The sequence below is a fragment of the Lysobacter enzymogenes genome (assembly GCF_017355525.1).
GTDB classification, from domain to species: Bacteria; Pseudomonadota; Gammaproteobacteria; order Xanthomonadales; family Xanthomonadaceae; genus Lysobacter; species Lysobacter enzymogenes_C.
On record NZ_CP067395.1, the window covers coordinates 2,417,240 to 2,430,324 of the forward strand.

11 protein-coding genes are annotated in these 13,085 nt (G+C 70.5%); 5 read left to right on the forward strand and 6 right to left on the reverse strand.

Features of this window, described 5'->3' with window-relative positions:
- Positions 1-65: 65 nt before the first annotated feature.
- From JHW38_RS10065 to sufT, 3 genes are all read right to left on the reverse strand, one after another.
- Positions 66-2,120, reverse strand: a complete 2,055-nt coding sequence (locus JHW38_RS10065; protein ID WP_207525773.1) for a S8 family serine peptidase — start codon at positions 2,118-2,120, stop codon at positions 66-68.
- 518 nt (positions 2,121-2,638) lie between these two features.
- Positions 2,639-4,417, reverse strand: coding sequence for a S8 family peptidase (locus tag JHW38_RS10070; RefSeq protein WP_207525774.1), 1,779 nt, complete (start codon positions 4,415-4,417; stop codon positions 2,639-2,641).
- Positions 4,418-5,119: 702 nt separating this feature from the next.
- Positions 5,120-5,671 carry a putative Fe-S cluster assembly protein SufT gene (gene sufT, locus JHW38_RS10075; RefSeq protein WP_207525775.1) on the reverse strand — a complete coding sequence of 184 codons (552 nt, stop codon included), beginning with the start codon at positions 5,669-5,671 and terminating at the stop codon, positions 5,120-5,122.
- Positions 5,672-5,773: 102 nt separating this feature from the next.
- Between sufT and JHW38_RS10080 the strand changes: the two genes are divergently transcribed.
- Positions 5,774-6,235 carry a hypothetical protein gene (locus JHW38_RS10080; RefSeq protein WP_242691308.1) on the forward strand — a complete coding sequence of 154 codons (462 nt, stop codon included), beginning with the start codon at positions 5,774-5,776 and terminating at the stop codon, positions 6,233-6,235.
- 148 nt (positions 6,236-6,383) lie between these two features.
- On the opposite strand, the gene JHW38_RS10085 is transcribed toward JHW38_RS10080, so the two are convergent.
- Positions 6,384-7,835 (reverse strand): PLP-dependent aminotransferase family protein, encoded by a 1,452-nt coding sequence (locus tag JHW38_RS10085; RefSeq protein ID WP_207525776.1) that lies wholly within the window; start codon positions 7,833-7,835, stop codon positions 6,384-6,386.
- A 293-nt stretch (positions 7,836-8,128) separates the two neighbouring features.
- On the opposite strand from JHW38_RS10085, the gene JHW38_RS10090 reads away from it, so the two are divergent.
- The 4 genes from JHW38_RS10090 (at position 8,129) to JHW38_RS10105 (ending at position 10,959) form a co-directional block, all read left to right on the forward strand.
- Positions 8,129-9,022, forward strand: coding sequence for a helix-turn-helix domain-containing protein (locus JHW38_RS10090; protein ID WP_207525777.1), 894 nt, complete (start codon positions 8,129-8,131; stop codon positions 9,020-9,022).
- 106 nt (positions 9,023-9,128) lie between these two features.
- Positions 9,129-9,635, forward strand: a complete 507-nt coding sequence (locus JHW38_RS10095) for a hypothetical protein (protein ID WP_207525778.1) — start codon at positions 9,129-9,131, stop codon at positions 9,633-9,635.
- On the forward strand, positions 9,625-10,227 hold the full coding sequence (locus tag JHW38_RS10100; protein ID WP_207525779.1) for a cytochrome P460 family protein: 603 nt from the start codon (positions 9,625-9,627) through the stop codon (positions 10,225-10,227). Before JHW38_RS10095 ends, JHW38_RS10100 begins: the two co-directional genes overlap by 11 nt.
- A 258-nt stretch (positions 10,228-10,485) precedes the next feature.
- Positions 10,486-10,959: a DUF1456 family protein gene (locus JHW38_RS10105; RefSeq protein WP_207525780.1), complete on the forward strand. Its 474-nt coding sequence runs from the start codon at positions 10,486-10,488 to the stop codon at positions 10,957-10,959.
- An 84-nt stretch (positions 10,960-11,043) separates the two neighbouring features.
- Here JHW38_RS10105 and JHW38_RS10110 read toward each other — a convergent pair whose 3' ends face one another.
- Positions 11,044-12,477 (reverse strand): NAD(P)(+) transhydrogenase (Re/Si-specific) subunit beta, encoded by a 1,434-nt coding sequence (locus tag JHW38_RS10110; protein WP_207525781.1) that lies wholly within the window; start codon positions 12,475-12,477, stop codon positions 11,044-11,046.
- A 130-nt stretch (positions 12,478-12,607) separates the two neighbouring features.
- Entirely contained in the window at positions 12,608-12,913 is a 306-nt protein-coding gene (locus tag JHW38_RS10115) for an NAD(P) transhydrogenase subunit alpha (protein ID WP_206413795.1), read from the reverse strand.
- Positions 12,914-13,085: the final 172 nt, after the last annotated feature.

A 13,085-nucleotide genomic window follows, 5' to 3' on the forward strand; every position in this document is an offset into this window, starting at 1 on the left:
AAACCCGGCCGAAGCCGGGGCTGGGTCGCATCGCTGAGCGCGGCCCGAAGGCCGCGCGGCGGCGATCAGAAGGTGATGCTCCAGTTGTTGATGTAGCCCGTGTCCACCGACGCGCGGTCGGCCGCACGCAGCTTCCAGGTGCCGTTCAAGGCTTCGCTCGACAGGTTCACCGTGTAGGTCTTCTTGATGTTGTCGGTGCCCGAGCCGGTACGGTTGTGCAGGTTGTAGACCGAACCGTCCGGCGCGATCAGATCGACGATCAAATCGCCCTGATACGTGTGGACGATGTCGACCGCGACCTGGGTGTTGCTCGGCGCGTTGCCGGTGCGGCCGCTGACGCTGATCGAGCTGGTCGCGCCGGTGGCGTTGTTGTCCGGGATGTTGACGTCGGCACCGTTGCTGTAGGTCTGCACGCCGCTGCTGCCGACCGTGACCGTGGCGGTCTTGGTGTTGGTCGCGCCGGCGTTGTCGGTGACGGTCAGGGTGACGGTGTAGCTGCCCGCCGCGCTGTAGGTCTTGCTCGGATTGGTCGCGGTGGAGGTCGTGCCGTCGCCGAAGTTCCAGCTGCGCGAGGCGATGCTGCCGTCGCTGTCGGTCGAGCTGTCGGTGAAGCTCACCGTCAGCCCGCTCGCCGACGAGCTGAAGTTCGCCACCGGCGCCTGGTTGCCCGGCGTGCCGCCGGCCGCAGCGACCGCCGCGGCGGCGTCGACCAGGCCCGAACCGCAGCCGCCGGAGCACTTGTTCGCCGCGATCGGGCGCGCGGTGCTCTGCAGGATCTGCAGGATCTGCGCCGGCGTGCGCGGGCTCGGCGCCGCGGCCTGGATCAGCGCGGCGATGCCGGCGACGTGCGGCGACGCCATCGAGGTGCCGGCCATCGGGCCGTAGGCGTTGCCGCTGACGGTCGAGATGATGCCCTCGGTCGAGCTCGGTCCGAAGATGCCGTTCTCGCCGCCGGGCGCGGTGACGTGGATGGTCGCGCCGTAGTTCGAGTACGACGCGCGCGAGCCGGCCTTGTTGCTGGCGGCGACGCGGATCACGCCGTTGCAGCTGGCCGGAGTGAAGCCGGCGACGTCGACGTTGTCGTTGCCCGCGGCGACCACCACGGTCGAACCGTTGGCGATGGCCGTGTCGATCGCCGCCTGCCACGCCGGCGTGTCGCTGCACGGCGCCGGGCCGCCGAGCGAGAGGTTGATGATCTCGGCCGGATTGGCGTTGGCCGGAACCCCGGCGACGGTGCCGCCGGAGGCCCACACCACCGCGTCGGCGATGTCGGAATCCGAACCGAAGCCCTGGTTGCCGAGCGCGCGCACCGGCACCACCTTGGCGTTGTAGGCCACGCCGGCGCCGCCGGCGCCGTTGTTGGTCACCGCCGCGATCGTGCCGGCGACGTGGGTGCCGTGGACGATGTTCGACGAATCGTTCGGGTTCGAATCGCGGCCGTCGCCGTCGTCGGACTTGCCGCAGCCCGGGCTGGCGCCGGCGTCGCGGCACTCGGCGTCGGAGAAGCCGGTGGTCGACGAAATCATGTCGTAGCCCGGCAGGATGTTGGCGTTGAGGTCGGTGTGCGACAGGATGCCGCTGTCGACCACCGCGACCACGATGCCGGTGCCGGTGCTGCTGTTCCACGCGGTCGGCGCGCGGATGCCGACGGCGCTGTCGGCGTAGTGCCACTGCTTGCTGAAGCTGGGATCGTTCGGGGTCGCGAACGCGTGGCGGATGCCGTCGACCTGGACGAACTGCACGTTCGGATCCGCGGCGATCTGGCGCATCAGCGCGGCGGCTTCGTCGCGGCCGAGCGCGCGATCGGAGGCGATCACGCTGGCGCCGGGCACCAGCATGCGCCGCACCTGATGCACGCCGAAGCGCGCGCCCTTGGACGCGGCCGGCAGCGCGAGCTTCGCCGCGGCGGCGTCGAGCGAGCGCGTCAACGCCGCGCCGCCGCTGGCGGCGGCGCTGTCGTTCTTGTACTTGACGATGAAGCGGCTGTAGCTGCCGCCGGCCTTGAGCGCGCCCAGGTGGGCGTCGCCGGCGAACGACGGCGCGGCCAGCGCGGTCAGCGCGAGCGCGGTGGCGGCGGCGAGCAGATGCGGACGGTGGCCGCGGACGGAACGCAACGACATGGTGTACCCCTCGAAAGTAAGCGCCGCGATGCGGCGAAAGGAACGTTCCGGCGCGCGGATGTGGCGGGGCCGGGGGACGCGGGAACGTCGTCAAGGGCGCGCGTGGGGTCGCGCCTGGGAGCACACGCTAGTGGTTGCGGTGGCATGCGAACAGGTGTTGCAAGCGTCAATTGAGTGCGTAGGTTCGATGTCAATCACAGTCCGCGCATCGGTAATGAAGCGTTCGTGCGCCGGCGCATTCGCGTGCTGTTCTCGCCTTTTTCCCGGCGCATCGTTTTCCCTGTAGGAACGGCGCGAGCCGCGACCGCGACACCGCAAAAACGGCGCCTGCAACCTATGCACGCATCGTCTTGCGGCTGCGTCGCACGAACGCGGTTTGCGCCGGACGCCGCGTTGTCGCGGTCGCGGCTCGCGCCGCTCCTACAGGGAGCAACGAGCATCGCGAACGAAAAAGCCCCGGCCGAAGCCGGGGCTTTGCGGTGCATCGGCTATCGCGGCCATCGCCGGCCGCGACGCGATCAGAACGTCACGGTCCAGCTGTTGATGTAGCCGGTGTCGACCGACGCGCGATCCGCCGCGCGCAGCTTCCAGGTGCCGTTGAGCGCTTCGCTCGACAGGTTCACGGTGTAGGTCTGGTTGATGTTGGCGGTGCCGCCGCCGCTGCGGTTGTGCAGGTTGTAGACCGAACCGTCCGGCGCGATCAGGTCGACGATCAGGTCGCCCTTGTAGGTGTGGACGATGTTGACCGCGACCTGGGCGTTGCTCGGCGCGTTGCCGGTGCGGCCGGACACGCTGATCGAGCTGGTCACGCCGGTGGCGTTGTTGTCCGGGATGTTGAAGTCCGCGGTGTTGCTGTAGGTCTGGGTGCCCGGGTTCGGGTTGCCGCCGCCGAGCGAGTCCAGCGCCGCCTTGGCGTCGACGATGCCGGTGCCGATGAGCTGGTCCGGGGTGGTCGGGAACGCACGCGCGGTGTTCTTGAGGATGGTCTCGATCTCGGCCGGAGTCTTCGGCGTCGTCGCCTTGGCCTGCAGCAGCGCGACCACGCCGGCCACGTGCGGCGTCGCCATCGAGGTGCCGCCGTAGGACGCGTAGCTCTCCGAACCCGGCGTGGTGGTGCCCGAGTTCAGCGTCGACAGGATGTTCGAGCCCGGCGCGGCCACGTCGACCACGGCGCCGTAGTTCGACTTCTGCGTGCTGCTCCACACCGAACGCTTGCCGGCGCTGTCGACCGCGCCGACCGCGACCACGTTGTTGCAGTTGGCCGGACGCGCGTTGGACGCGTTGACGTTGCTGTTGCCGGCCGCGACCACCACGGTCACGCCGCGCGAGACCGCGCCGTCGATCGCCGCCTGGTAGGTCGAACCGCAGGCGCCGCTGCCGCCGAGCGACATGTTGATGACTTCGGCCGGATTCGGATTGGCCGGAACGCCCGAGACGGTGCCGCCCGAAGCCCAGGTGATCGCGTCGGCGATGTCGGCCAGGGTGCCGCCGCACTTGCCGAGCACGCGCACCGGCACGACCTTGGCGTTGAACGCGGTGCCGGCGACGCCGGCGGCGTTGTTGGTCACCGCCGCAACGGTGCCGGCGACGTGGGTGCCGTGCCAGCTCGAGTTGCTGCTGTAGGTGACGCCGCATTCGCCGGCGGCGAACCAGTCGCCCTGATCGGCGGGATTGGAATCGCGACCGTTGCTGTCGCGCGCGGCGGTCGAGTCGCTGATGAAGTCGTAGCCGGCCAGGATGTTGGCGTTGAGGTCGCTGTGGCTGGTGATGCCGGTGTCGATCACCGCCACGACCACGCCGGTGCCGGTGCTGACGTCCCAGGCCTGCGCGGTGTTGATGCCCGACGCGCCATAGCCCCATTGCTCGCCGAAGCGGGTGTCGTTGGGGGTGAAGAACGCGGTCATCGGCGCGTTTTCTTCGACGTATTCCACGTTCGGATCGGCGGCGATCTGGGCCATCAGCGAGCGCGTTTCGACCGCGTCGAGACGACGGCCGGCCTGGACCACGTCGGCGCCGGTGCCGATGCGGCGCAGGTGCTTGAGGCCGAGCTTGGCGCCCTTGCCGGAGAAGCTGGCGGCGGCGGCGTCGAGGGCGCTGTTGAGGGTGGCGGCGTTGCTGCGCTCGGCGCTGCCGGCGCGGTACTTGACGATGAACTGGCCGTTCGGGGTGGCGTTGGCCAGCGCGGCGAGGTTGATCCGGTCGGCGGCGGACGCCGACATCGCTACGCACGACAGCGCGGCCACGGTGGCGGCGGCGAGCGCGTGCTGGCGCAGCGCGCCGTTGGAGCGGTAGGACATGGTGGAACCCCCAAAATCGAAGTGCCGCTGTGCGGCGTCTCAACGCGCGGTACTCGGGCGGCCACGTCCTTGTCTGCACACGCCAGCGTCCACGCTGTTTGTGTACGGACTCGGTGTTGTCCCGGTCCGCCCTAACACGCTACGGCGTCATTTGAAGTGCCAACAAGCCGGTTCGGGTGTTCAGACAGGGCACGACTCGTGAGCGAGATCGCAGATTCGGACTTCGGTGGCGCGATCGGCTTTGCCGAAGCGGCTGCATCGCGGGTGTTTGAAACGCATACACGACGACGCGCGAACTGCGCTCGAGCGACGGTTCGATGGGTAGGAAGTTGCGGCGATGAAACATCGTCGATGCACGCTCGCTGCGCGCGTCGCACCGGCCAGATATGTGTGCCGGGTGTACGCATACGATCGCGGGCTCGAGCCTGCGCGTGCGGCGCCGGCGATGCGGCGCACGGTCTTGCAGGATTTGGATCGTGCCAAGCGCGCTTCAGGCCGGAGCTTGCCGGCCGAATCAGGAAGTCGCGCCGACCTGCGCAACGCTGGCGTTCGCGCCAGAGCCGGATCGTGGCAAACGCGTCGCGGCCCGAAGCTTGCCGGCCGAATCAAGACGCTGCGCAAATGCACGCAACGCCGGCAACCCACCCGCGTTCGCGCACGAGTCGGATCGCGCCGAACGCATTGCGGCCGCAACCGGCCGGCTTACAGCATCCCGGTCTCGAGCCGCGCCGCCTCGGACATCATGTTGCGGTTCCACGGCGGATCGAACACCAGCTCGACGTCGGCCTCGGCCACGGTCGGGATCATTTCCAGCTTGCTGCGCACATCGTCGACCAGGATGTCGCCCATGCCGCAGGCCGGCGCGGTCAGGGTCATGCGCACCTCGACCGTGCGCTGGCCGTCGTCGCGGTGCTTGACCCCGGCCTCGTAGACCAGGCCGAGCTCGACCACGTTGATCGGGATCTCCGGATCGAAGCAGGTGCGCAGCTGCTGCCACACCAGCCGCTCGACCGCCTCGTCGTCGGCGCCGGCGGGCAGCTCCAGCGGCTCCGGCGGCTCCTTGCCGATGGCGTCGGCGTCGCGGCCGTGGATGCGGAACAGGTTGCCCTCGACGAAGACGGTGTAACTGCCGCCGAGCGCCTGGGTGATATAGCCCACGCTGCCGGCCGGCAGGGTCACCTGCTCGCCTTGGGGCACCATGACGACGGCGCAATCGCGCTCGAAACGGACGGGTTCGCTGCTGCGGGAATACATGCGTGAAAGATGGGGGTGCCGGGGGACGGCTCAAGAGGCGCCATTCTACCGGCCGCGGGCGGCTATGCTGTAGGGCTTGCCCCCGCCCACAGTGTTCCGCCGATGACCGTCGCCTCGCCCGACCGCCCCGCCCCGCGCAGCGCCGCCGGTCCGCGCCCGGATGCCCGTCCGGGCCCACGCCTGTATTCCTGGCTGCTGATCGCCCTGGGCACGTTCGGCTTCGCCGCGTTCTGGGTCCTGGCGGCGCTGGCCTTCGACCGCCAGTTGGGCTGGATGGCGGTGATCGGCGCGCTCGACATCGCCTGGATGCTGCGCCTGGGCGGCTGGCGCCCGGGCTGGAAGCGCGCCGTGGCCGGCGCCGCGGCGACCGCGCTGATCGTCGCGGTGGCCAACTGGGGCATCGTCGCCGGCCAGCTCAGCGGGCCGTTCGGGCTGGACCTGATCTCCTCGGCCGGCAAGCTCGGGCCGAATCTGTTCCTGACCCTGTTCCAGCTGGCCAGCTCCGGGCTGGACCTGGTGTTCATGGTCGTGGCGCTGGCGGTGGCGGCGTTCGCCTCGCGCTGAGCGCGGCCGGGTTCCGGCTGCGCATCTCCGTGTAGGAGCGGCGCGAGCCGCGACCGCGACAACACAACTGCGACGAAGGTTACGGCGTAGGTGCGTTGTCGCAGTCGCGGCTCGCGCCGCTCCTACAGGCAGCTACGGCTAGCCCCGCTCAAGCCGCCGCGGCGAAGCCGATGTCGTGTAGGCAGGCGACGAACAGCCGCGCCGCTTCTTCGATCTCCGCCACCGACAACGCGCCGTAGCCGAACAGCAACCCGGCGCGCTGCGGCGGGCTGATGTAGCACGGCGCCACCGAGTACAGCCCCAGCCCGCGCGCCTGGGCGTGGGCGATGAAGGCCTCGCCCTCGGCCGGGCTGCGCCCGCGCAGCCACACCAGCAGGTGCATGCCGGCGCGCGAGTCCTGGATCTCCAGCGCGTCGCCGGCCAGCCGGCGCAACGCCGACAGCAGCGCGTCGCGGCGCTGGCGCAGGGTCTTGGCGGTGCGGCGCAGGTGCCGCTCGAAGCCGCCGTCGGCGAGGAACTGGGCCAGCGCGGCCTGCTCGATCCCGGGCGAGCCGAAATCGTCGACCCATTTGGCCGAGATGAAATCCTCGCGCAGCCCCGGCGGCACCACCATGTAGCCGAGCCGCAGCGACGGAAACAGCACTTTCGAAAAGGTGCCGACGTAGATCGTGCGGCGCGCGTCGTCGAGCCCGTACAGCGCCGCGTGCGGCTGCGCGTCGAAGCGGAATTCGCCGTCGTAGTCGTCTTCGAAGATCCAGCATTCGTGGCGGCGCGCGTACTCCAGCAGCGCGCGCCGGCGCGGCAGCGACATCAGCGCGCCGGTCGGGAACTGGTGCGAGGGCGTGGTGCAGATCAGCCGCGGCGGCCGCTCCGGCAGCAGGTCGGTGCGCAGGCCTTCGGCGTCGACCGGAATCGGCCGCAGCCGCGCGCCGTGGATCTGCAAGGCTTCGCGCACGGCGAAGTAATGCGGGTCTTCCAGCGCCGCTTCGTCGCCGTCGTCGAGCAGCACCCGCGCGGTCAGCGCGATCGCCTGCTGGGTGCCGGCGACGATCACCACGTCCTCGGGCGCGGCGCGCACGCCGCGGCGCAGCGACAGGTAGTCGCAGACCGCGGTGCGCAAAGCCGGCAGGCCCTGCGCGGTCGGGTAGTTCGGCGGCGTGTAGGCGGCCGCGTGCGACAGCGCGCGCGCCCAGGCCGAGGTCAGCAGCGGATTGGTGAACGGCACGCCGTACTGGAAGCTGTGCACGGTGCCGGGCAGGCGCCGGCCGGGGATGTTGGCGTGGTCGTGGTAGCGGCGCAGGCGCTGGGCGTAGGCGCTTTGCGCCGGCAGCCGCGACGGCGGCTCGCTCGGCGGCTGCGCCGGCGCGCCGGGCAGCACCACGAAGCTGCCCGAGCCGACCCGCGCCTGCATGAAGCCTTCCGCGCGCAGTTGCTCGTAGGCGGCCAGCACGGTGTTGCGCGACAGCCCCAGTTGCTGGGCCAGCAGCCGGCTCGGCGGAAAGCGCATCCCGGCCGGCAGGCGCCCGGCCAGCACCGCGTCCTTGAGCGAGCGGACCAATTGGCCGTGCAGCGGGCCGCGGCCGTCGAGCGGCAGGTACATGGGCGGACTCCCGATTGGCCCTGTCGCGGGCCGTTGCGCAGCGAGTGTGCCAAGCCGATTCGCCGCTGACGAGGCGCCGGGCCCGCGCGAACGCGGGTTTGCCGGTCCGGGCACATCGACGCCGCGAGACCGGCGCAATGCCGGCGGCCCGGCGGTGCCGCCCGGCGCGCGGCCCGCAGCGCCGGCCGGACCGGATTGGCTCCTGCGCTCCCGGGCTAATTGGCCCTCCAGATGACGGCCGCGGCTGGCTAGCTTAGGGGCCAACCGCAAGCCGGTACGCCGCCGAGGCCCCCATGAGCGTGCAACACCACCGCATTCATTTCGCCGAACACCTGGACCTGAGCGCGGCTGCGGTCCGGGACGGTTCCACCTTGCACATGGTCCGCGCCAGCGGCCGCGCCGTGCAGCTCGACCTGCCGCCGAACTGGCTGTCGCTGTGGCTGCCGCTGCGCGGCCCGCTGCGGCTGGAAGCCGCCGACAGCGCCTGGGACCTCGCCCCTGGCCACCTGCAGGTCTGGCGCGACAGCCGCCTGCGCAGCAGCGCGCGCGGCCCCTGCTGGTGGCTGTGCCTGTGCGGGCCCGACACGGCATGGAAACCGCATCTGGACGGCGCCCCGCAGGCGCAGGGCAACGACCTGTTCCCGTGGGAAGGCGCGGCGCCGCGCGAAGCCAGCCGGCTGCTGGTGCGGCTGGGCCGATTGGACGCGCGCCCGAACGAACTGTCCGCCAACGGCCCGACCCTGCTGCGCACCCTCGGCGCGCTGCTGCGCGACGAGCAGCGCGACCTGCTGGAACGGCTGCCGCGTTGCAGCGGCCGCACCCTGCGCCGGCGCCAGCAGACCCTGCTGCGGCTGCTGCGCGTGCAGCACCTGATCCGCCGCCATCCCGACGTGCGCCTGGACCTGGGCCGGCTCGCCCGCAGCGCCAGCTATTCGCCGTGCCACCTGATCCGGATCTACCGCGAAGTGTTCGACGAAACCCCGACCGAATACGCCGCGCGGCTGCGCTCGGACCGCGCCTGGCGCATGGTCCGCGACACCCGCATGCCGGTGTGCGAGATCACCGAGGCGCTCGGCTTCGAAAGCCAGAGCGCGTTCTGCCGCGCGTTCAAGAACTCCTTCGGCGTCACCGCCACCCAGGCGCGGCGCGCGGAAAGCGCGCGCATCGCCCGCGGCCGCGCCGCGTGAGCGCTGCATCCATCCGCGCGATCGCCGCGTAACGCTGCGAACGCTTCCCGCCGCGGCGGCCTCGCCGGCGCGGCCCATCCGTCACCCGCCCGCCACCGAGCCCGCCATGACCGCCGCCTTCCGCTCCGCCCGCTCCCTGCCGCTGTGGACCCTCATCGGCGGCCTCATCGCCGCCACCCTCGATATCAGCTACGCGATCAGTTATTGGGGCCTCACCAAGGGCGTGCCGGCCGAACGCGTGCTGCACAGCGTCGCCTCCGGCCTGATCGGCCGCGAGGCCGCGCTCGGCGGCGGCGCCGGCACCGCGGCGCTGGGCCTGTTCCTGCACTACTTCATCGCCGTGCTGATGGCCGCGGCCTATGCCGTCGGTGCGAGCAAGCTGGCGTGGATGCGCCGCAGCCCGTGGCTGGCGGCGACCCTGTACGGCCTGTGGCTGTTCGTGGCGATGAATTTCATCGTCGTGCCGTTGTCGCGCGCCGGCATGAAGGGGCTGCCGCCGGATCCGGTGTGGATCGGGCTGAGCATCCTGGTCCACATCGTGTTCGTGGCCTGGCCGATCGCCTGGGCGGTCAATCGTGCCTTGAACGCGAAGGGCGGCCTGCATGCGCGCTGATCCCGGCAAGACCCGCTCGCCTCAAGCCGGCGCCCGGGTACGACGCTTCGAACTCGGCGCTGCCTGCCTGGCCGCCGCGCTCGCCCTGAGCTTGAGCGTCGGCTGCCTGGCCCAGGCCGGCACCGCACCGGCCGCGACCGCCGCGACCGCGAACCCGGCCGCCATCGCCTTCCCCGCCGGCTACACGCGCTGGACCCACATCAAGAGCGGCCTGATCACCTCCGCCCACGCCGCGTTTCCGCGCTTCGGCGGCCTGCACCACGTCTACGCCAATCCGGCCGCGCTGCAGGGCCTGCGCGGCGGCGCCTATCCCGACGGCGCGGTGCTGGTCTACGACCTGTTCGAAACCCGCGACAACGCCGGCATCGTCGACCAAGGCCCGCGCCGGCACATCGACGTGATGGTCAAGGACAGCGCGCGCTTCCAGGCCAGCGGCGGCTGGGGCTACGCCGAATTCGCGGCCGGCGAGCGCAGCGACCGCTTGAAGGGCGCCGAACGCGACGGCTGCGCGGCCTGCCACGCGACCCGGCGCGCGCACGGCGATGTGTTCAGCGAATGGGGCAATGCCGGCGAAGCCGACGCTTCGAGCTAGTGAGCGCTCGCCGCGGCCGATCGGGCAGCGCCGAGGCCGAAGCCCCGCCATAGGGGCTCCGCAACTGCGAGGCAGGTAGCGGAAGGGGCTTCAGCCGCGACGCATTTCGACCGCAGGGCCGGAAAACCCGATCCGCCCAAGCCCCGCCCCGCCCGAAATGCGAGAATCCGTCCTCGCCCCCCCACCGTCCCGGCCGCCGCACGCGGCGCCGGCGCGGCATTACCGCCGCGCTCCGCCAAGCGGCCGGCAGGACAGACCATGATCGCCAACGACGTACTGCGCAGCATCCGTTACATGCTCGACCTGAGCGACCAGAAGGTGGTCGAGATCGTCCATCTGGCCGACCCCGGCTTCGCGCTCGAAAAAGCCGACGTGCAAGCCTTCCTCAAGAAAGACGAGGACGAAGGCTACGCGCCGTGCGACGACGCCGTGCTCGCGCGCTTCCTCGACGGCCTGGTGTTCCACTACCGCGGCCGCGACGAAAGCCAGCCGCCGCGGCCGCTGGAAAAGCGCGTCAGCAACAATCTGGTGCTGAAGAAGCTGCGCGTCGCCTTCGAGCTCAAGGACCTCGACATGCATCAGGCCTTCGCCGATGCGGGCTTCCCGGTGTCGAAACCCGAACTGAGCGCGCTGTTCCGCCAGAGCGACCACAAGAACTTCCGCGCCTGCGGCGATCAGATGCTGCGCAACTTCCTCAAGGGCTTGACCTTGCGGATTCGCGGCGCCAATTGAGCGACGGCGGCAGCGGCCGCCGACCGTCACGGGTGGGAACGGGCGCGTGGTTATCCGCGCCCGTTCCGACCAGCGACGGGCGGCTCAATGCCCGCCGTCGAGCGCCTTCAACTCCGACACCAACGCGCTCGCCATCTCCGCGCCGTCGCCGTACAGCATGCGGGTGTTGTCGGCGTAGAACAGCGCATTCTCGATCCCGGCGAAACCGGTGCCCTTGCCGCGCTTGATCACGATGGTGTTGCGCGAATTGACCACGTCGAGGATCGGCATGCCGTAGATCGGCGAGGCCGGGTCGGTCTTGGCGACCGGATTGACCACGTCGTTGGCGCCGATCACCAGCGACACGTCGGTGGTGGCGAATTCGGGATTGATGTCGTCCATGTCGGCGATGAGGTCGTACGGCACGCCGGCTTCGGCGAGCAGCACGTTCATGTGCCCGGGCATGCGGCCGGCGACCGGATGGATCGCGAACTTCACCTTGACCCCGCGGTCCATCAGCTTCTGCGCCAGCTCCCAGATCTTGTGCTGGGCCTGCGCCACCGCCAGGCCGTAGCCGGGCACGATCACCACGCGTTCGGCGAAGGCCATCATCGCGGCGACGTCGCCGGCTTCGATCGGCTTCTGGGTGCCGGCGATTTCCTGCGCCTGGCCGCCGCCGCCGAAGTTCGAGAACAGCACGCCGCTGATCGGCCGGTTCATCGCCTTGGCCATCAAGCGCGTCAGCAGCATGCCGGCCGCGCCGACCATGGTGCCGGCGATGATCAGCGCCTCGTTGCCGAGCACATAGCCTTCGAACGCCACGGCCAGGCCGGTGAAGGCGTTGTACAGCGAGATCACCACCGGCATGTCGGCGCCGCCGATCGGCAGGGTCATCAGCACGCCGAGCGCCAGCGCGGCGACGAAGAAGGCGATGATGACGCCGACGTTGAGGGTCATGAACGCGGCGATGCCGAGCACCACCACCGCCAGCGCGACCACGGCGTTGAACGCCTGCTGGCCGGGGAACACCACGCGCTTGTCCAGGCGCCCGTCGAGCTTGGCCCAGGCGATCACCGAACCCGACAGCGACACCGCGCCGATCGCCGCGCCGACCACCGCCAGCACCAGCGCCACGGTCGGCGTGTGCATCGCGATCACGCCGCGTTCGAGCTGCGCCTGCAGCGGGTCGGCCGGCATCTGCGCGGCCAGCCGCAGCAGTTCGACCGCGCCGATCGCCGCCGCCGAACCGCCGCCCATGCCGTTGTACAGCGCGACCATCTGCGGCATGTCGGTGATGGCGACCTTCTTGCCCGAGATCCACGCCGCCGCGGTGCCCAGCAGCAAGGCCGTGGCGATCAGGCCGAGGTTGTGCAGGCCCGGCAGGAACAGCGTGGCCACGGTCGCGATGATCATGCCCGCGCCGGCCCAGCGGATGCCGCTGCGCGCGCTGACCGGCGAAGCCATGCGTTGCAGGCCGAGCAGGAACAGGGTCGCGGCGACCAGATAACTCAACTTCACTACAGTCGAAAGGACGTCCATCAGCGCGCGCGCTCCAGAGAACGATAACTGCCCGAGCGGCAGCACCCAACCGAGAAAGGAAGCAGCGGCGCAGGCGGCCGCGACGAAGACGGCGGCCGCGGCCGCCGCGAGGTACCGCACCGGCGGCGCATCAACCGCCCGCCTTGCCGCCCGGCGCCTTGCTGGACTTGAACATCTCCAGCATGCGCTCGGTCACCACGTAGCCGCCGGCGGCGTTGCCCGCGCCGAGCAGCACCGCGACGAAGCCGATGGCTTTTTCCAGCAAGGTGTCGGCGTGGCCGAGCACGATGATCGCGCCGATCAGCACGATCCCGTGGATGAAGTTGGAACCCGACATCAGCGGGGTGTGCAGGATCACCGGCACCCGCGAGATGATTACGTGGCCGGCGATCGCGGCCAACATGAAGATGTACAGCGCCACGAACCCGTCGCTCATCCGTTCCGTCCCCATGCGATGTCCGGGCCATCATAACCGGCCGTGAATGCGGCGCCACCGTTGTCAACCGATCCGGACCGCGGGCGTTCCCGGATTGCGTAAGCGCCGCACATTCCGGCGCAGGGATCCGCCGCATGGCCGACACCATTCATCCTCATCGCCGTCCCCGCCG